The organism is Pedobacter suwonensis (genome assembly GCF_044762335.1).
In the GTDB taxonomy this organism is placed as follows: domain Bacteria; phylum Bacteroidota; class Bacteroidia; order Sphingobacteriales; family Sphingobacteriaceae; genus Pedobacter.
In genome coordinates, this window is sequence record NZ_JBIWEB010000023.1 from 13,693 (window position 1) to 33,892 (window position 20,200).

18 protein-coding genes are annotated in these 20,200 nt (G+C 38.9%); 12 read left to right on the forward strand and 6 right to left on the reverse strand.

Translation table 11 applies throughout. The features are described 5' to 3' along the window. Positions 1-54 precede the first annotated feature (54 nt). The 5 genes from ACIQXP_RS22765 to ACIQXP_RS22785 all read left to right on the forward strand — a co-directional run bounded on the left by ACIQXP_RS22765 (position 55) and on the right by ACIQXP_RS22785 (position 4,209). Complete coding sequence (locus ACIQXP_RS22765; RefSeq protein WP_293742660.1) at positions 55-606, forward strand: hypothetical protein; 552 nt, start codon at positions 55-57, stop codon at positions 604-606. A 53-nt stretch (positions 607-659) separates the two neighbouring features. After that, the gene (locus ACIQXP_RS22770) at positions 660-2,021 is read left to right on the forward strand and encodes a peptidylprolyl isomerase (protein WP_293742553.1); all 1,362 of its coding nucleotides are present in this window, start codon (positions 660-662) and stop codon (positions 2,019-2,021) included. A 5-nt stretch (positions 2,022-2,026) separates the two neighbouring features. Then, complete coding sequence (locus ACIQXP_RS22775; protein ID WP_387508082.1) at positions 2,027-2,989, forward strand: AAA family ATPase; 963 nt, start codon at positions 2,027-2,029, stop codon at positions 2,987-2,989. 368 nt (positions 2,990-3,357) lie between these two features. Then, complete coding sequence (locus ACIQXP_RS22780) at positions 3,358-3,879, forward strand: hypothetical protein (protein ID WP_293742555.1); 522 nt, start codon at positions 3,358-3,360, stop codon at positions 3,877-3,879. A 138-nt stretch (positions 3,880-4,017) separates the two neighbouring features. Then, complete coding sequence (locus tag ACIQXP_RS22785) at positions 4,018-4,209, forward strand: hypothetical protein (RefSeq protein WP_090988373.1); 192 nt, start codon at positions 4,018-4,020, stop codon at positions 4,207-4,209. Positions 4,210-4,512: 303 nt separating this feature from the next. Here ACIQXP_RS22785 and ACIQXP_RS22790 read toward each other — a convergent pair whose 3' ends face one another. From ACIQXP_RS22790 to cysS, 3 genes are all read right to left on the reverse strand, one after another. Next, a complete protein-coding gene (locus ACIQXP_RS22790; protein ID WP_400454249.1) occupies positions 4,513-5,532 on the reverse strand; it encodes a glycerophosphodiester phosphodiesterase family protein in 1,020 nt (339 codons plus the stop codon). A gap of 114 nt (positions 5,533-5,646) precedes the next feature. Further along, the gene (locus ACIQXP_RS22795) at positions 5,647-6,504 is read right to left on the reverse strand and encodes a nuclear transport factor 2 family protein (RefSeq protein ID WP_293742557.1); all 858 of its coding nucleotides are present in this window, start codon (positions 6,502-6,504) and stop codon (positions 5,647-5,649) included. 187 nt (positions 6,505-6,691) lie between these two features. Next, positions 6,692-8,152 carry a cysteine--tRNA ligase gene (gene cysS / locus ACIQXP_RS22800; protein WP_293742558.1) on the reverse strand — a complete coding sequence of 487 codons (1,461 nt, stop codon included), beginning with the start codon at positions 8,150-8,152 and terminating at the stop codon, positions 6,692-6,694. A 393-nt stretch (positions 8,153-8,545) separates the two neighbouring features. On the opposite strand from cysS, the gene lipA reads away from it, so the two are divergent. The 3 genes from lipA (at position 8,546) to ACIQXP_RS22815 (ending at position 10,962) form a co-directional block, all read left to right on the forward strand. Then, on the forward strand, positions 8,546-9,439 hold the full coding sequence (gene lipA / locus ACIQXP_RS22805) for a lipoyl synthase (protein ID WP_090988144.1): 894 nt from the start codon (positions 8,546-8,548) through the stop codon (positions 9,437-9,439). A 111-nt stretch (positions 9,440-9,550) separates the two neighbouring features. Further along, positions 9,551-10,102, forward strand: a complete 552-nt coding sequence (locus ACIQXP_RS22810; RefSeq protein ID WP_134204195.1) for an RNA polymerase sigma factor — start codon at positions 9,551-9,553, stop codon at positions 10,100-10,102. A 2-nt stretch (positions 10,103-10,104) separates the two neighbouring features. Then, complete coding sequence (locus ACIQXP_RS22815) at positions 10,105-10,962, forward strand: anti-sigma factor (RefSeq protein WP_293742559.1); 858 nt, start codon at positions 10,105-10,107, stop codon at positions 10,960-10,962. 515 nt (positions 10,963-11,477) lie between these two features. Here ACIQXP_RS22815 and ACIQXP_RS22820 read toward each other — a convergent pair. Both ACIQXP_RS22820 and ACIQXP_RS22825 read right to left on the reverse strand, forming a co-directional pair. Next, complete coding sequence (locus tag ACIQXP_RS22820) at positions 11,478-12,179, reverse strand: AIM24 family protein (RefSeq protein WP_134204197.1); 702 nt, start codon at positions 12,177-12,179, stop codon at positions 11,478-11,480. A gap of 119 nt (positions 12,180-12,298) precedes the next feature. Next, positions 12,299-13,795, reverse strand: coding sequence for an NAD(P)H-hydrate dehydratase (locus ACIQXP_RS22825; protein WP_293742560.1), 1,497 nt, complete (start codon positions 13,793-13,795; stop codon positions 12,299-12,301). Positions 13,796-13,960: 165 nt separating this feature from the next. Between ACIQXP_RS22825 and yiaA the strand changes: the two genes are divergently transcribed. Continuing rightward, positions 13,961-14,371: an inner membrane protein YiaA gene (gene yiaA, locus ACIQXP_RS22830; protein WP_293742561.1), complete on the forward strand. Its 411-nt coding sequence runs from the start codon at positions 13,961-13,963 to the stop codon at positions 14,369-14,371. A gap of 76 nt (positions 14,372-14,447) precedes the next feature. Here the strand turns inward: yiaA and ACIQXP_RS22835 are convergent, their stop codons facing one another. Beyond that, the gene (locus ACIQXP_RS22835; RefSeq protein ID WP_293742562.1) at positions 14,448-16,544 is read right to left on the reverse strand and encodes a M48 family metalloprotease; all 2,097 of its coding nucleotides are present in this window, start codon (positions 16,542-16,544) and stop codon (positions 14,448-14,450) included. Positions 16,545-16,754: 210 nt separating this feature from the next. Between ACIQXP_RS22835 and ACIQXP_RS22840 the strand changes: the two genes are divergently transcribed. The 3 genes from ACIQXP_RS22840 (at position 16,755) to ACIQXP_RS22850 (ending at position 20,175) form a co-directional block, all read left to right on the forward strand. Next, complete coding sequence (locus ACIQXP_RS22840) at positions 16,755-17,480, forward strand: gamma-glutamyl-gamma-aminobutyrate hydrolase family protein (protein WP_293742563.1); 726 nt, start codon at positions 16,755-16,757, stop codon at positions 17,478-17,480. Between the two features lie 273 nt (positions 17,481-17,753). Next, positions 17,754-19,703 carry a beta-N-acetylhexosaminidase gene (locus ACIQXP_RS22845; RefSeq protein WP_387508087.1) on the forward strand — a complete coding sequence of 650 codons (1,950 nt, stop codon included), beginning with the start codon at positions 17,754-17,756 and terminating at the stop codon, positions 19,701-19,703. A 1-nt stretch (position 19,704) separates the two neighbouring features. After that, positions 19,705-20,175: a CYTH domain-containing protein gene (locus ACIQXP_RS22850; RefSeq protein WP_293742565.1), complete on the forward strand. Its 471-nt coding sequence runs from the start codon at positions 19,705-19,707 to the stop codon at positions 20,173-20,175. Positions 20,176-20,200 lie beyond the last annotated feature (25 nt).

A 20,200-nucleotide genomic window follows, 5' to 3' on the forward strand; every position in this document is an offset into this window, starting at 1 on the left:
ATTTATAGAGTGCTCTGTGTGAAGAAAGCTTACTCCTTATTTTTTTTCTGCTTGATGTATAGCACTTCGTTTGCGCAAAACGTTGCTGTGGTAAACGGAAAATCCATAAGTGCTAAAGAATTTATGTGGGCATACAGAAAAAGCCATAACGGAATTGTTAGTGCGCCGTATGATACCTTACAAGCCTATTTAAACTTGTACATAAATTTTAAGCTGAAGGTTTTAGATGCACGTGAGATGGGATTAGACAAAAGCGCAGATTACCAGGAAGAAATTAAGACCTATGAGGATGCTCTGGCTACACACACAAAGGCTGGTGTTAGCAACAAAGATCATGATTTCTTGCTGAATGAATACCGTGAAGGTGTTTTGATGTTCAATGTTTCGGAACAAAAAATCTGGAACAAGGTACAGGAAGATGTGCAGGGCGTAAATGAATTTTATACTAAAAACCTAAAAAATTATAATAAACCTTTAGGCGAAGTGAGGGGCGAAGTAATTGCCGATTATCAACAAAGTCTGGAAGAAAAGTGGCTAAAAAGCCTGAAACAAAAATATCAGATCAAGATTAATGAAAATGAGTTGAAGAAACTTGCCAAGTTATAAACCCTCTGATTTTTTTGACGATAAGTATTAAATTTGAAAATATAATAAATAGAATGAAGAAAGTTTTTTTAGTAGCAACCGCTTTAATATGCCTGTTTTTAAACAGTTTTGCTCAAAAACACACTGTAGATAAGGTTGCTGCTGTTGTAGGGAACAATATTATCCTGCTATCTGACTTAAACCAGCAATACACCCAATATCTTTATCAGGGAAACCAACCAAACAATGATATTAAATGCAAAATATTGCAGCAAACGCTTACTCAAAAATTACTGAAGCAACAGGCTGAAATCGATTCGGTAATGGTTGAAGACGGTGCTGTAGATGAAGAAGTAAACAAGCGTATGCGTTATAGCATGCAACGTGCCGGTGGGCAGGAGCGTTTAGAGCAGTTCTTAAACAAATCGGTGTTACAGTATAAAGATGAAATCAGACCATCAATAAAAGATGAATTGATTGCGCATAAAATGCAACAAAAAATCACTGAGAACATTAACGTTACGCCAATGGAAGTGGAAAAATACTTCAAATCATTGGGTGATAGTGTTCCAGAATTCAATACAGAAGTTGAAGTTGGTGAAATCATTTTAAATCCGAAGTTAACGAGGGCAGAGAAACAAAAATTCCGCGATAAGATTGAAGCACTCCGCTTAAGGGTTAAAAGCGGTGAGGATATGGGCGTTTTAGCCAAAACCTACTCTGAAGATCCGGGCTCAGCTTCTGATGGTGGTGATTATGGATTTATCGATAGAAATACGATGGTTAAAGAATTTACGGCCTGGGCATTTAAACTAAAAGCCGGAGAAATTTCACCAGTGTTCGAAACTGAATATGGCTTCCACTTTTTACAGGTTTTGGAGCGTAGGGGTGAGCAGGTGCATGTTAGACATATTTTAATTATGCCCAAAACTACACCTGAGAGTTTAACACGTTTAAAATTACATGCAGACAGTATTTATAATAACCTTATGGGCAAAAAATTAAGTTTTGCAGCTGCGGCAAACCTTTATTCTGATAATAAGGAAACTAAATACAATGGCGGTATGATGATGAATGCTGAAGATGTACAGTCAAGAACCACCTTTATTCCGGTTGATAAACTGGACCCTTCGGTGTTTCTGGTAATCGACACAATGAAGGTAGGCGGTATTTCTAAACCCGACTTATTTACTGCAGCTGACGGGAAACAAGGCTACCGAATTCTTTATCTGAAGTCTAAAATTCCACCTCACAAGGCCAACTTAGCGCAAGATTTCCCAAAAATCAGAGATGCTGCACAAAGTGATAAAATTAATCGTACTTTAAGCGAATGGTTTCAGAAACGTCGTGAAAGTACATACATTAAAATCGACGACGAATTTAATACCTGTGATGAATTAAAAATCTGGACTAAAACCGCCACAGCCGCAAAATAACGCCAATGCAGTATAAAAACGAAGTAGAAGCTGTTGATGCACTTCATCAATCTTTCAACAACATTAAAGCTGAAATAAGCAAAGTCGTAGTTGGACAGGATGACATCATAAAATCTGTTTTGATCGCCATTTTTAGCAACGGACATTGTCTGTTAGTTGGCGTACCCGGATTGGCTAAAACTTTACTTGTACAAACCGTGGCGTCCGTTCTCGATCTGGATTTCAACAGGATCCAGTTTACACCAGATTTGATGCCAAGCGACATTATCGGTGCAGAAATTTTAGGGGAAGACAGGCACTTTAAATTTATAAAAGGGCCTGTTTTTTCCAATATTATCCTTGCTGACGAAATTAACCGTACCCCTCCAAAAACACAGGCAGCACTTTTAGAGGCCATGCAAGAGAAATCGGTAACTGCAGCGGGACAAACGCATGCCCTGCCTAAGCCATTCTTTGTGCTGGCTACGCAAAACCCGATTGAACAGGAAGGGACATATCCCCTCCCTGAAGCACAATTAGACCGTTTCATGTTTAATATTCAGTTAAACTATCCTGCTTTTGCAGACGAATTGAATATCGTAAAAAACACCACCAGTAATAAAACCACCCAGCTGCAGAAAATCATTCATGCAGATGACATTCAATATTTCCAGAAACTGATCCGTGAGATTCCTGTAACTGATAATGTATTGGAATACTCCGTCAAACTTGTAGCGAAAACCCGTCCGAATACCGAATTCGCTACTGAAGCAGTAAATAAATACATTAGTTGGGGTGCAGGTCCGCGTGCTTCGCAGTCTTTAGTGCTGGGAGCCAAATGCCATGCAGCAGTAACCGGAAAATACTCACCCGATATTGAGGATGTAAAAGCGGTTGCCGAACCTATACTACGTCACCGCATTGTGCGTAATTACCGCGCCGAAGCCGAAGGCTTATCAATTGAAAAAATCATTAAAGATTTACTATAGCATTAGCTAAGTTAGCCCGAAGTTGTAATCCCGGTTCAGATACCTGTTACAGCTAATTTAATTTCAACTAGTATGACGCGGTTCCACACAAGAAATGGGCTTCTCCGTACAGTTCATGAAAAATAATTTGCAATTCGCTGAAAATAAATATCTTTGCAACAAATTCCCAAAAATGCTACGTCAAATACATATCCAAAAAATGAACCTTAGCCCGTCTTGTGGCCTAAAGGGTTTGGGTATGGACTTAACTTTCCTTCCCAATCCTTAGCTCGGTTTTACTGTTTAACACAATAAAATCCAAATCTAAAAATCATTTATTATCCATTTGCTAAGCAAAATACTGCTTATCAAAAGCAATTATATCCATTATGGACATTTATACTACTGTAGAAGAAAAATATCTACAGGCAATTGAAGAATTGAACTGGGGTGAATTACCTAAGGCGCTCCAATATTTTAACGAAATCATTGTCTTCGCCCCTGATTATGCCAGGGCTTATTTTCAGTTGGGCAACATTTTCCAGATTCATTTTAAAGATTACAAAACCGCAGGCTATTATTACAAACGGTGCATCGAACTTGATCCTGATTTCCAGGAGGTGTACAAACCCTACCTGAAACTTGTGATTACACTCAAAATGCACAAATTGGTAAAACAAGTTGCAGAAAAGGCTTTACTGGTACCTGGCGTTTGCGAATCGCACATTTACGAATGTTTAGGCCTATATGCTGAGCAACAACAAAATTTTGCTGAAGCCGCAAATTACTTTAAAAAAGCAGAACTGCTTAATGCCGTTCAGGCGGAGCAAAGTGTTTTACAGGAACATCAAACCCGTATTAGAAGCAAATTAAATAGCACGAAGCGGATGATTTACGACTTACAGGAATAAAGTCAGCTTCTCTTGTCCTTTTTTACGAAAAGGCTGATCTTGAAATACTATTCGCCAAATTACCCTTGTTATTTTAATTTTGTTACTATCTTTACCACACAATTACAAAGCATAAATTTTAAATCAAAAATATTCGATATGTCAGCTCACGATTCACACGCACCGGTTCAGCAAACAAAAGGCATTTGGGCATTGCCACTAACTGTTTGGATTCTTGTTTTAATCCTGCTTGTGGCTTTCACAAGACCGATTTTTCACCACGGTGAAGAAACTTCTTCACACGAAAAAACTGAAGCACACCACACAGAAGCTCCTGAATCGCATCACTAGGCATTAGTAAAGGAATAAAAAAAGCGCTGATTTTCAGCGCTTTTTTTGTTTTTATCTATTGTTTGGTATCACACCAACCCTCCAAATGGTATTTAAGATGCTAACACTTGTTTCCAAATACCTTAAAATACTTAATAGAGCAATAAAATCGCTTCCTATTGATATATCCCTTAAAGCGAGCGTAAACTGTGTTTCACAAATTATAGAGTAGACAAGACTTTTTGATCCGTTTTTCAATTAAATTCGAAACTCCGTCTTATTCTTAATACGTAGAAACGTTAAGCCTAACTTTACCGACAGAAGCTATTTATCTAATTGCCCCATAATGTTTGGAAAATCGGTAATAATTCCATCAACGCCTAAACTTTTGAAGTATTTTACCTCCTTTACTGTATTTACCGTCCAGGGGATAATTTTAATGCCCATGTCATGACAGCGATCTACCAAACCCTTACCAACTAAAACTGAATAAGGGCTATAGATAGTTGGTTTAAAACCCAATTTTTCGATATAATCTTCAAAAGGCTCTTTTTCATCAATCAATAAAGAGGTTTGTATTTTTGGATATTTCTCATGCAAATACTGTAGTGTACGCATATCAAAGGATTCTATAATCACCCTTTTAGCAATTTTTTTCGAATGAATGACGTCCATAATCAGTTCTACAAATTCTGCAGGTTCTGGGTGAAATTCGTTGTCGCCATTTTTAATCGTTTTTGTTTCAATGCTGTAAACAGGTTTGGCAAGTTTATGTTCTTTAACATAAGCCTCAACCGCATCTATAGTTTCAGAGAGTAAAGGCTTATAAGCTTTAAACTTCATCTGTCCGGGAAAACGGCTGTGAACTTTGGTGCCTACATCAAACTTTTTGATCTCCTCATAATTCATTTTATAGATGTTATAATTCTTTTGATCTTTTAAAGTAATCGGTTTACCATTGGGCAGTAAAGAAATTTCGTTATTAAAGTAGGGTTCTTGCGAAAGCAGCACTTGTTTATCTTTTGAAATCACGGCATCCATTTCCAGGGTGGTAACGCCTAAATCTATGGCTTTCAACATTCCTTCCACGGTATTCTCCGGCATAATACCGCGGGCGCCGGCTTTGCCCTGTACATCGAATTTCTTTTTTTGAGCAGAAACGTTGAAACAAAATAAAAGTAGAACAGAGAAGATAAGTAAATTTTTATACATAATTTTTAAACGTAAAACAGATAATTTTATTGGCGATATTTTTCTCTCGTAGCGCAGATGAAGTACTGTTTTTAATGTTTTTTCCTGCTTTCCGCTATACCTTTCCGCTGCGCTACAAGGATGCCGCTTCATCCGATAGTTAGTTATCGGATCTGGGCTAAGCCCGAACGTTTCGGCAAACCATAGCCCTAAATAAAAAAAGGGCCTCTTTTATCGATAGCCCCTCTTTATTCACATTTTTGTTGTTTATCTTTCTGCCGGCACAAAAGCCTGAACAATTAAATTCCAGCTCGCATCTGCTGCCTTTTCATAAACGAAAACGTAGTTAAAACTTTCCCGTAAATCGGCTTTGTAATCGATAGTGGCAACACCGTAGGTATAAGCCAGATCACTGCCTATTGCTTTATCTACTCCAGTTGTTTTCAGGTTAATTTTGCTGATCATACTGTTATAAAAAGCAATAATTTTTCCCTTTCCGTCAATAGCCTCGTTCCCAGGAAAAAGCAAACGTGCATCGTTGGTTAAAAAGCCGCCAAAAGCAGCAATACCATGTGTTTTTAATAAGGTATTTAATGTTTTTTCAGTGGTTAAAATAATTTCTTTCCCCGCCTTAATTTCTCTTTCATTCAAAAACTTTGGTGCAACGTGGTCTTTGGGTTCTATAAATGATGGCGTAACTTTCGTTAAAGGTTTATTGCTTTCCGTTCCTAAATCAATGGCTAATTTCCATCTGCCGTTTTCCGATTTCCAGATGGATAAGTATTGGCCATATTTTTTTTCTGAAGTACCAACTTCATATGCTCCCGTGGTAAAACCCAAGTCGCCACTGCGCGATACTTTTGCCAGATTCGGTGTCCATGTTACGTCATTCTCTGCATTTGCCTTCGCTGCATAAAAAGTTTTGGCATTAACCGGGTTTGGCCTGAATACTAAAGTACCGGTGGTTGAGTAGTCTATAAAAGCTTCTTTATCTCCATTTTTGGCAATTGACTTAGCAAAATCCTTTTCAGCATTTATTAAAGATTTGGTTGTTCCGTCGCTTTTTTGAGCAAAAGCACCTAAAGCTAAAAGCGAAGCGATTGCAGTTGAAAATAAGTTTTTCATTTATCAGTTAGTATAATATGTTTGGCGAATATAAAATTTTCTTTAATGCAAGGCCTTAAAAGTAATTAACAATTGCACATAAAGACCTGTTTTAGGCTGTAATTCATCCTCACCACGCTTTACTTTAAAGCGAAACCGCCTGGCTGTACAAATCAGCTCCAATTCTCCTGTTCAATACCCAAACGGCCTAAGCTTTACTCCAGGTAGTTCCCTCTTTGCCATCTTTAAGCTGAATGCCCAATTCCTGTAAACCAATACGAATCCGGTCAGAAGTGGCGTAATCTTTATTCGCTTTAGCCTCAGTTCTAAGGTTAATAACCATATCTAAAACGCCATTTAAGTCGTTGCTTCCGGCATCCTCATCTTTTAAGCCTAAAATATCAAATACGAAATCATTTATAAGTTGCTTTAACTTTTCCAGTTCTTCTGCCGAGATTTTTCCCTTACCATCATAAACGGTATTGATAATCCTGACCGCCTCAAATAATTCAGCAACCAAAATAGGACTGTTAAAATCATCATTCATCGCATTAATGCATTTTTCTTTCAATGCATCGATATCAAAATCGTTTTGTTCGGAAACGGATAGTTTATCCAACAAACCAATTGCCGACATCAAACGACGGAAACCTTTTTCTGAAGCATCTAATGCGTCATTAGAGAAATCCAAAGTGCTGCGGTAATGCGCCTGCAACATAAAAAACTTTACCGTCATCGGGCTGTACCCTTTTTTTAGCAAAGGGTGATCTCCCGTAAACAACTCCAAAGGGAGAAAACCGTTACCAGCCGATTTGGACATGCGCGTACCATTTACCGTAAGCATATTGGTGTGCATCCAGTAGCGTGCGGGTTGTTTATGGCTGCAAGCTTCAGATTGTGCAATTTCATTGGTATGGTGAGTTGCTGCCAAATCCATTCCGCCACCATGAATATCAAATTCAGCCCCTAAATATTTGGCACTCATAGCCGAACATTCAATATGCCAGCCCGGAAAACCCATGCCCCATGGCGATTGCCACTGCATTAAGGTTTCAGGCTTTGCTTTGATCCACAAGGCAAAGTCTAACCTTCCGCGTTTATCATCCTGTCCTCCCAGTTCGCGGGTATTGTTCAGCATATCTTCAAGGTTGCGGTTGGTTAAAATGGTATAATTATATTCCTTGCTATATTTTTCTACATCAAAATATACATTGCCATCCACCTCATAACCATAACCATTGGCCATAATCACTTTAATCATTTCGATCTGCTCAATAATGTGTCCGGTAGCAGTAGGTTCAATACTTGGTGGCTGTGTATTGAACATACGTAATACATCATGGAAACCCAAAGTATATTTCTGTACGATTTCCATCGGCTCAAGCTGTTCCAGTTTCGCACGTTTTGCAAACTTATCATCACCTTCATCCCTATCGCCTTCCAAATGGCCTGCATCGGTAATATTACGTACGTAACGCACCTTATAGCCAGAATACTTCAGGTACCTGAAAATTAAATCAAACGAGATAAATGTACGACAATTGCCCAGGTGCACATCGCTGTAAACAGTAGGACCGCAAACATACATCCCAACATTGGGTGCATTCAAGGGGTGAAAAAGTTCCTTTTTGCGCGAAAGCGTATTGTAAAGCTGTAAGCCAGTATTCATATTGCAAATGTAAGATTTAGTTAGAAAGTTAAAACCTTTAAAATTGTATTGTTGAGCATATGATTTCCAGTTAACCTCCGGGGCATATCATCCCTTATTTTTTTGGGATGGATTTTAAAACGGTTTTATTTTTGGAAAAGGTGCTGTACTGCTCATCGGCAACAGCAGTCCCTCTTTCCGCTATAGTCCCGATGGAAAAATCGGGAGCTGCCGCTTCAATAGGGTTTAGCTGGCAGGTTTTAGCACTTTAAGCAACTACACTTACTAAACTAATTTACTTATACCTACACCATTTAATGATGAACCACAATTGGCCATATACTCCAACTATTATTACAACCCTCAAACATTTCGGCGTTGCAACAATTCAATCCTATTCATTAACTTTGTACCATGATTGATTTACCAGTAGTACCTGCTGTGACTGAAGTAAAGCGTAAACCAGATTGGTTACGTGTAAAATTACCTGTTGGTAAAGAGTATGCGCAAGTTCGCAGTTTAGTAGACACACATAAGCTCCATACCATCTGCGAAAGTGGCAATTGCCCGAATATGGGCGAATGCTGGGGTGCAGGTACGGCAACATTCATGATTTTAGGGAACATTTGTACCCGCAGCTGTTCTTTTTGTGCGGTAGCTACCGGCCGCCCTTTGGCTGTTGACGTTGACGAGCCCAACCGCATTGCCGATTCGGTAAAATTAATGGGAGTTAAACATTGTGTAATTACTTCAGTAGATCGTGATGACTTAAAAGATGGCGGCTCAATCATCTGGGCAGAAACCTTACAAGCCATCCGCAGGGAAAGCCCGGTGACCACTTTAGAAACTTTGATACCCGATTTTAAGGGACAATGGGATAATTTATACCGTGTTTTAGAAGAACGTCCGGAAGTGGTTTCACACAATATGGAAACGGTTAAGCGTTTAACCAGACAAGTGCGTATACAGGCAAAATATGATAGAAGCTTAGAAGCACTCAAAAGAATTTCGGAATTTGGTTTAAGAACAAAAACAGGTATTATGCTTGGTTTAGGCGAAACTGAAGAAGATATTTTCGAAGCGATGGACGATTTAGTGGCCAATGGCGTGCACATCCTCACCTTGGGTCAATATTTACAACCAACCCGCAATCACCATCCGGTGGTTGACTGGATCCATCCTGATACTTTTGCTATGTATAAGGAAGCCGGCTTGGCGAAAGGCTTAAAATATGTAGAAAGTGGTCCGCTGGTTCGTTCATCTTACCATGCAGAAAAACACCTTTTCCCGATTGAAGGGATAGTATAGTTCACTTACCCAGGTAAATGCAAAAAGTTTTATAATCGTATTCCTTGCGGGAATGTGTTTATAAAACTTTTTTTTGCTTTTGGTGTTGTGTATTGTATCTTAGTAACCATAGTGACTGCATTTAAAAAACTAACCCTAACTGAGCCAGAACTTGTGCTAGCACTGCAATCGAAAGATCCAGCGGTACTAAAAACATTATACAGTATGTATTCGTCAGCACTCTATGGCGTTATTTCACGCATTATTACCCATACCGAGCTTGCTGAAGATGTGCTACAGGAAACCTTTGTAAAAATCTGGCAATCTGCCGCACACTATGATCATACCAAAGGGCGTTTATTTACGTGGATGATGAATATTGCGCGCAATTTATCTATCGATAAATTACGTTCTAAAGATTTTAAGAATTCACTCAAAAACCAAGACATAGAAAATAACGTAAGTTTCGTTGATGAGCAAAACAAGGTTACTTTTAATCCCGATGTTCTTGGTGTTAAGCAACTTGTAAATAACCTTAAACCGGATTTACAAGCAGTTCTTGATTTAGTTTATTACAAGGGTTTCACTCATGTGGAAGCCGCAGAAAAGTTAGATCTGCCATTAGGTACGGTGAAAACCCGGATCAGATTGGCTATTATTGAATTGAGAAGGAGTTTTAATTGAGCGTGGAAAATTTAAAAGCATATATCGAATCTGGAGTACTTGAACTGTATGTTTTGGGTGATTTATCACCCGAAGAAACATTGCGGGTGGAGGAAATGGCATCGCAATACCCTGGGGTAAGGGATGAAATAGCCGCCATTGAGCTGGCTATGGAAAAGTATGCTATGCAAAACGCCGTACAACCTTCTGCAGATATACAAACCAGATTATTTGAACAATTGGGATTGAATGAGGCTGAAGCAAACGTAAATATTCAACCTGAACCAACTTATACAGACGAAGCAAAAATTATACGTTTGGATGGAAGTGATGGTAAAGTGAAAGTTTTGCGTTATGCCTTAGTAGCTTGTATCGCTCTATTGGTGATGAGTACAGCAGCGTTATTTATTACATACAACAAATTAGCTGCCGCACATGACCAGATTGCCAGCTTAAACCTCGATAAACAGAAATTTGCAGGAATAGTAAGCAAGCTTGAGTTTGAAAATCAGGGCTTGGGCAATATGGCTGCAATGGCCGATAGCAAAGAATGGGCAACCATCCGTATGGCAGGACAGGCCTTTAGTCCAACGTCTAAAATGAAGCTGTACTGGAATAAAAAAGATAAAAGTGTATTGATTAATTACGTAGCAATGGATCTGCCAAAAACTGATGCCCAACACGAATATCAGCTATGGGCCCTGGTAAATGGCAAACCGGTAAGTTTAGGCCTCTTCGGAAAAACAGACTCTACGCATAATGAAGCGCTGGTAAAAATGCAAGCTATCCAGGAAGCACAGGCTTTTGCCGTAACCTTAGAGCCTATGGGCGGAAGTGTTAATCCAACAATGGACAAAATAACCGTTATGGGTGGTGTGTAGAGATCGTAATGAATAACTTTATTATAATCCTGACATTGAAAAATGTCGGGATTTTTATTTTATGATCGTCGTGCTGATCTGATAGCAATCGGATCAGCACGATGATGAATACATTTCACTGACGCCTGATTAGCATACCCCTAACCAAACAATGCGAAGATTCCTTGGGTACGGCACATCCTTATATACTGCACGAATACCCATCCACTATTGCAAACGAGAAGATAACCTTTAGACACAGGTTTTGGGTTTCAACCTTTGATAGTAATACAGCCTGTGCCACCTAACCTGACAATAGCGAACATCCCGGTTTTTCATCGGGATAAAGCGGATGGCAGGACTGTTGTCACCTAAAACTTCTGCATTTGCTTTCCGAAAAAATGGATAAATATTTTTGCTGAACGCAATGCAATACCTGATTAACACATGCGGAGAGATCTTGTTATAACGGATCTCTCCGCTGCGATCGACGATGATTCTATTGACCTGGTTCGTGCCGTCAAGAACTAAAAATACTATGACTTTGCTGCGTACTTCACTTCTTCGTAAGGCTGTACCAATACCCATCCTTCACCAAAAAATTCCAACTGAAAAGATTCGCCACTTCCCCGGCCTATAAAAGAGCCAAAAGTTAAATTGGTTTTAATGTTAGGCGTTAAGTTTTCTGACCAGGCTACTGTAGCATTTGGGTCAGTATACACAGGCTGATTACCGGTTACCCTTAATAAAATCGGTTCGCCGTGTGTAGTAATGGCAATATAACCGCTTCCTGATAATTTGACCTGAAATAAACCGCCGCTCATCATCCCTGCAATGCTTTTTAACATTTTTATTTCATTTTTTATATTCTCTTCCAATGCTAAAACATCGTTACCATTTACAAAAACAGCTTCGTTTTGAAGTTTGATGATTTTAACCTTTTTGCCTTCATCTGCCAGATATAATTTGCCTGTTCCCGTTGCATGCATCAGTGAGGTACCTTCGCCAGAGATCGCTTTTTTCAATAAACCGCCCAACCCTTTACTCAATAGCCCTTCTCTTTTAAAATCGATATTTCCGATGTAAGCGACCATCGAACCGGCTTTTGCAAGGATTTTTTGATTTTTCAGGTTTACCTCCAGCATGGCTGGTTTCTCTAACTCAAAAAAATCGTTTTCATTTGGGTTCTCTGCCGATTCCTGAATGAGTTCATTCAAAGTGTATTCTCTTTGTGCCATAAAAATTTGTTTTCCGTTTTTAAGATATCTGTTAATTAAAATATTTGTTTAAAATCTAAATTGTGAACTGTAAGTATAGGGGGCTAATACAGCTTCCTTTTTAAAAAAATGTATCGAATCTATTTGGGAATGAATACTTTAATCTCTTTCGATATTCTGGTAGCGAGCTGCGATGCGGCAACGACAAACTGCTCCTCTGCTAAATTGTCACCTGCCCGACCATGAATATAGCAGGCCAGAATAGCAGCCTCTGGTGCCGGATATCCCTGCGCTTTAAAACCTGTAATCATACCGGTAAGCACATCCCCCATTCCACCCTGTGCCATTGCCGGATTACCTGTAGGATTGATGAGTACCTTACCTGTTGGCAAACAGATAAAAGTATACTGGTTTTTAAGCACGATAACGATTCCTTGTTTTTTAGATCGTAATTGTGCCGTTTGCACCCTGTCCCACCAGTTATCGTGTTCGCCAAATAGCCGATCAAACTCTTTCATATGCGGAGTGATCACAGTATTCGCAACAAGTTTATCCATTAAATCGGGCCTTTTACCTAAAATATTCAGTGCATCTGCATCAATAATCAGCGGAAGGTTCGTGATAAGCAAACTTTCCAATAGTTTTTCATGATCAGCATCGGTACCTAAGCCTGGTCCAATCGCAATTGCCTGATATTTTTTCGGGTCTTCTATCCTCGTGTATTCATCTCTTGGCAGGGCCATTACCTCTGGCAAAGTAGTATTTAAGGCGGTTAATCCCCCTTGCGGAATGCAAGCAGTGGTTAATCCTGCCCCTGTATGTAAACAGGCCATAGCAGAAAGCAATGCCGCGCCCATGGTATGGTTATTACCCGCTATAATCAAAGCGTGGCCGTAGGTACCTTTATGACTGAACAATTTCCGGGGCTGCAGGATCTTCTCTATATCAGAAGTTTCCAATAAATAGAAATCTGCATCCTGCTTTTGGATAAAAGCTTCATCCAGATCAATATCAGCTACCTCATACTTTTCCGTCGCCATGGCCGATTCAGGAAAGAAAAAATTAATCTTGGGTCTTTGAAAGCAAATGGTCTTATAGGCCTTTATTCCATTATAATCTTTTGGCAATTTACCCTCAGCAAAAAAACCCGTAGGTACATCAACCGCATATACTTTTCTGTTCATCTTATTTATGGTCCCCGCCAGCGCTTCAAATTCTCCGCTTAAGGGTTTATTTAAGCCGGAACCTAAAATGGCATCAATAATAATATCAGCCTTCAGGTTTTTTAGATCTGCAGCCCGACTGATAATTGTTTTTTTACAGCGTGTTTCCTCCATCCGTTGCAGGTTGATCGCAAAATCCCCGCTTTGTTTTTCGCTGAAATCAACAATGTAAACTTTTAAATTCTCATATCCGTTAGCAAGAAGTAAATGTGCGATAGCCAGTCCGTCTCCCCCATTATTTCCCTTACCACAAAATATAGCTATGCTTTTGCTGGTATCGAACTCCTCTCTCAAAAAGCACTGCACAAAAGCCCTTGCAGCTTTTTCCATCAAATCAATTGATGCAATGGGCTTATTGGCTATGGTAAACTGATCAGCACTGCGCATTTGAGCAGAAGTAAGCAATGTTCGCATATGACTAAGATAAGAGTATACAGCTATAATGCAAAAGATGGGATTTTGTTTGGTTTTTTATATCTAAATACATCTGATTTAAAAACATTTTATATCAATTGCTTTTAATTTTATACCTTTTACCCATCTTTAGCTTTGTCTATCGAATTAAATTAAATCTCAAATATGAATCAAAAACCCTCAAATGCATTTGTGGCGGCCTCCTGGATTGCCCTGGGCACCGGAATGATCGGCTTTATCGTGGGCCTGTGGCGTTCTGATATGCTTCTTAATGAAAAAGGATACTATTTTACCGTATTGATGTTTGGCCTTTTCGCGGTTATCTCTTTGCAAAAAGCTGTTCGAGATAAATTGGAAGGAATCCCTGTAACTGAGATCTATTATGGCATCAGTTGGTTTTCAACATTATTGACCATTACCCTACTGGTAATCGGTTTGTGGAATGCCACTTTGTTACCCAGTGAAAAAGGATTTTATGCTTTTGCTTTTTTGCTTTCTCTTTTTGGTGCTATTGCGGTACAGAAAAACACAAGGGACAGCCAGATTGTGAATAGAAACAAAGATCAGGAAAGTTAAGTCGCTACAGTGACCAAAAACTAAAGCAGGCTTTATGAAATTGCTTCATAAAGCCTGCTTTTTTATTTAAAAAAGATTAATCAGCAATTAACTTAACGCTTTTACTTCGATGTACGTTTACCAATTCTACTTGAAAATCCAGTAATTTCTTTTTGGACTTAAAATTTGTAACATTAATAATCTTTACAAATAACTGGATCGATTCAAAAAGTTCGTCTACCTGGAGATTAAAATAGCTACCCCCTGCAAAATACTTATAATCTGATGATGTAAATTTTTCGATCAGTTTTTTATCTTCTTCATTTATCTGCTCACTGTACAAGGGGTTTGCGAGTAATTTTAAAAGTTCTTCTTTAAATCTAATTTCTTCATTCTTGACCAAATGCATCTGTTGTTCAATCGTTTCAACAGCTGTACGCGTATGCATGAAAGAAGTCGCCTGCGCAATTTTATGATGACAATTATTCTGGTCTTCTAAAAGTGAGTGGATGGTTTGATAGGTGCCATAAAAATTTACAAATTCTTCCTTTCGGCCTTGCTCAGCGGAAAGAGATAGAAAATATTCAAAGATCTGTATATCTAATTTCTTCAGTTGATCTTCCAAATCCCTGGATTCATTTTCTAAGCGACTAATTAAATCCCGACAACCATCCTGTGTGAATCTTTTTCCATCGTAATCAAAGGTTTTAACGTCAAAAGTCTTATCCTCGATTTGCTTAAGCAGATTTAAATCTTCATTAATACCGTCATGGAGATATATCAAACTTAAATTTTCATCGCTAAAAAAATCCTCAACGTCTAACGCGATGGTAAATGTTATTTTTTGAAATGCATCAGCTTCGAGATCTTGAGGTGGATTTCTGAAATCAAAATAGCCATTATATAACTGATGAAATGCATTTTGTCGCTGATTTTCAAAAAAACCTTCTTCAAACTTACTTAAATCTGAAATTAGAGGAGTATCTCCATAATCTATTGCATCAAAAAGTTTTTTTGTAATCTCTTCAAGTACTTCATCTTTATTGACCAATAAATCTATTGCTATACCGGAACCATAACTTTTCAGCGGAAAATTCAGTTGCTTAAGATGTATTACCCGATCTGCAGTACTTGGATGTGAAGACCATTGATCTTTCAGAACGAGTTTACTTTTATTGAATTTATTATAATGTTCTTCAGACACTATTGGAAGATTATGCACTGTCCTGATCTGCTGAAGACTGGCATAAAAATCCATCACAAATTTTTGCTGTGGAAAAATGTTATTTGTTTTTTCCTTATCCTTTATTCTATCATTGTAATAGCTAAATACATTGTTCAGCGAATAGTCAGCAAGCTGTAAGCGGTGAAGAGCGGTAATCAAAGCATCGGAGCCGGCAATACTTGCCGCAACGGTGTCAGCATGAAATTCCATTTCCCTTGAAAGTGCCAAATGGTTCAGGTTAACAACATCATAGATTTTTTTTAACATAAACTGTATTCCACCGGTTATTTTACCAGCTAAAACAACAAAAAATGCGAAGTAATTGCTCACATTCGCGATCTGTTGAGCAAAATGACTGTAGCCTTCGTTATCGTAAAGTGTATTGTAGATCACTTGGTTAACATTGTATACATAACTACCGGTACGCATACTCTTTTGTGAAAAATGCCCAAATTCATGTGCAAGAATTGCCTTTAGCTCATCGATTGATATCGTATTCATAAGCCCCAGGCCAATGTGCAGATTTTTTCTTACCGGAAGGAACATGCTCCAAAAACTGGAATCGTAAAATACTGAGGCATTAACCTCTGACGAAAAATAAACCTTTTTAGGAAAATCAGTACCTACGGCGATCACAATTTCGTCAATCATTTTGAAAAGTGCCGGTTGTTCTGCTTTGGTAACCTGTGTTAAGTGAGAGCGGTCAATTTTGTTAACCTTGAATATAAACTTCACCAAAAAAATTAAGATCAACACGCCAAAACAGATCAATCCACCGCCAAGCATAATCGTAATTACCATCGGCTTGGCTACGATGAGCATAAGCCCTGCATACGCTGAAAGGATAGTTAAAACCACCGCGGCAGAAACCAATAGCAGGTAGGTTACTACAAATAATAAAATAGCCAGAATAGATTTACGGGCCATCTTCTTAAAATTTGCAGAGGGTTGGAGCGCATTTTTGTACATAAAGATATTGTTTGGTAATGCAAGATAAGAAAACTGGTAAATGCTCAAAAGCACTTTAAAAAAATTAACAAATATTGCAGTAAGGTTAGTGAGGATACATGCTTCGAACTAATTGCTATCTTAAAACTTGTGTCAAAAGCCTTTTATTTATCATTTTAGGGGTAAATTTTGTAATCTTGTAATTCGTGGAGTAGAACGAATATAATTGATATGGCTGATCAAATAATCATTGGCGTTACCGATTGCAGCAAATTCGACATCTATCGGGATTGGGTTTTATCCTATAGTGAAGATATAACAGTAATCCAGCTTGGATATAAACTCGATAATTTCGACGAGATTAAAAAATGTAATGGTATTGTCTTAACTGGCGGCGAAGATGTACATCCAAGATTTTACGATCAGCCTGAATATTATGCTTACTGTCATGATGATGATGTAGACGAAAAACGCGATGAATTCGAATTTAAGGTATTAAAGTATACCGAAGCCAATTCTATTCCGGTTTTAGGCATTTGCAGGGGCATGCAGGTCGGAAATGTGTTTTTTGGCGGCACCCTGATTCCCGACATTCCGACATGGGGCAAATTTGATCATTCGAAAATGCACGATAAATCAGACCGCTATCATGAGATTATTTTAAATCCCACTTCATGGCTAAGCCAGATGGTGAATACCGATAAGGGATTGGTAAACAGCAACCACCACCAAAGTACCGATAAAACAGGAAAAGGACTCGTGGTGAGTGCCCTATCTCCTGATGGGGTTACCGAAGCCATGGAAAGGTTTGAACCTCAAGGAAAATCTTTTTTGTTATTTGTCCAATGGCATCCCGAGAGGCTGAAAGATCAGCAAAGCCCTTTTTGCAAAAATATACACGAGGCATTTATTCATGCCATTAAGACTAATCTTAAGAGTGAAAATCCGCCAAGATAGATCTCTCCATTTCGCTGCGCTACAGTCGAGATGATCGATTTTTTTAAATCCGTTATTGATAACTCAATGAAGAATCTGATATATATAGATTTGCTGTTAGTATCCGACTCCGCTCAGGCTAACAAATCGCCGGCTTATCAGCCTCCGGCTCTGCTATCTCCGTGCTTTTCTTTGTGACCTCGGTGGTTAATTGAGAAAACAAATACCTTCATTAAAATCTTTTTAATAAATTGCAGATTATACTTATCCGGTCAATCCGCTTTAATTATTTTCATGAAAAAATTATTCCTGATTATCTCCTGCTGCTTTTTCGCAGCTAATATCTTCGCCCAATCTATTGTTACAGAAACTGAAATAGGCGATGCCGAGAGTGAAGTTGCGCAAACGCCAATTGCTATCATACCTGAGCCTGTATTGTTGGTAAAAAAGGCAGGTACATTTACCTTGCCTGAAAATATAATTGTACAGGCGGCTAAAAGTACAGAATTAAAGCAATCCATTAATTATCTGTCTGACAGGATTACAACTGCCACGGGAAAATTTGTGAGTTCGGTAAGCAATTCGTCCCATCCTACCATCAAACTGATTTTAAATACACAGGAAGATGTACAACTGGGTAAAGAGGGCTATAAATTAAATGTTAACCCTACACAGGTTGTCATCACAGCTAACCAGCCGGCCGGTATTTTTTACGGTGTTCAATCATTACTGCAGCTTTTCCCAGCCGAAATAGAAAGTAAAGAGTTGGTAAACGGCATCAAATGGAAAGCACCCTGTGTAGATGTAATAGACTATCCGAAATTAGGCTGGCGAGGTTTGATGTTCGATGTTGCCCGTCATTTTTTTACCAAGCAAGAAGTAAAACAGTTTATTGATGGTATGGTGCGCTATAAATTCAACCTTTTACATTTACACCTTGCCGATGATGAAGGCTGGAGGATTGAAATTAAAGGCTTGCCGAAATTAACCGAAATCGGTGCCTGGAGTGTTAAAAAAACCGGAACTTTCGGTGATTTTACTCCACCTGCACCTGATGAGCCCCGCACTTATGGTGGATTTTATACCCAGGAAGACATTAAAGAACTTGTTCAGTATGCACAGGAACGTTTTGTAAACATATTGCCGGAAATTGATGTTCCGGGACATAGTTTAGCTATCATTGCCTCTTATCCAGAGTTATCATGCACACCAGAGGCCGTTAATTATAAGGTTCGTTCAGGAGAGAAAATAATGGATTGGAGCCGTGGTGCGCCACCAACGGCCTTGGTTGATAATACACTTTGCCCGGCCAATGAAAAGGTTTACGTATTTTTAGATTCGGTACTTACCCAGGTAGCTAACCTGTTCCCTTTCGAATACATCCACATGGGTGGTGATGAAGCGCCGCATAATTTCTGGGAAAAGAACGATCAAATTAAAGCTTTAATGCTTCGAGAAGGATTAAAAACCATGCCGCAGGTGCAGGCTTATTTTGAAAAACGGGTAGAACAGATCGTGATTTCGAAAGGTAAGAAATTTATGGGTTGGGACGAGATTCTTGAAGGAGGGGTATCGCCAACAGCTGCAGTAATGAGTTGGAGGGGAATGAAATACGGAATCCAGGCCGCCAATGATAAACACAATGTGGTGATGAGCCCTACCGATTTCGCCTATCTGGACTATATGCAGGCTGACGCTATTACGGAGCCAAAAGTATATGCTTCGCTTAGGTTAAACAAAGCTTACCAATTTAATCCTGTTCCGGCAGGTGTAAATGCAAAGTACATTATTGGTGCACAGGCTAACCTTTGGACAGAGCAGATTTTCACTTTCCGCCAGGTTGAATACATGCTTTACCCCCGTGCATTTGCTATTGCTGAATCCATTTGGAGCCCTATTGACAAGAAAAACTGGACAAATTTTGTCGATCGTACGCAACAGCATTTCAAACGACTGGATTTAGCAGAGATTAAATATTCACCTGCTATCTATGATCCGATTTTTACCGTAAAACGCAGCGCAGATAAACAGCTGATGGTAGAACTGACAACAGAAATAGATGGCTTAGACATTTACTACAGTTTTGACAACTCTGCGCCCGACCGTTTTTACCCTAAGTATACGGCTGCTTTACAGGTACCTAAAGATGCCAGTATGTTGCGCGTAATTACCTATCGTGGTAAACAGCCTATCGGAAGATTGATCAGTATGCCTGTTGCAGATTTACAGAAAAGGGCAAGATAAAATGGGAAAAGAAACAGAGCGCAAATTTTTAATCCATCAGCCAAAGTGGGATAACTTGACCAAGCCAAAAGGGAAACTTTTAAGGCAGGGCTATCTGTTAACTGATAAAACTAAAACGATACGGGTAAGGGCAACAGAAACTAAAGGTTTTTTAACCATCAAAGGGCAAACCATTGGTGCGTCGAGGTTGGAATATGAATATGAAATTCCGGTTGGCGAAGCCACAGAATTGCTGGATAACTTCTCGGTTTCCGAGCTTTCGAAAACCCGGCACGAAATTGAGTTTAACGGCAAACTTTGGGAAGTAGATGTATTTTCTGGTGACAATGAAGGATTAATTGTTGCAGAAATAGAACTGGAAAGTGAAGATGAGCGTTTTGATTTACCAGATTGGGTAAGTACCGAAGTTACCGAAGAGGCAAAATATTACAATTCTAACCTCACGGTTAAACCTTTTAAAGATTGGATTTAGATTGAAGACCTCGCAGGCTTTGAAA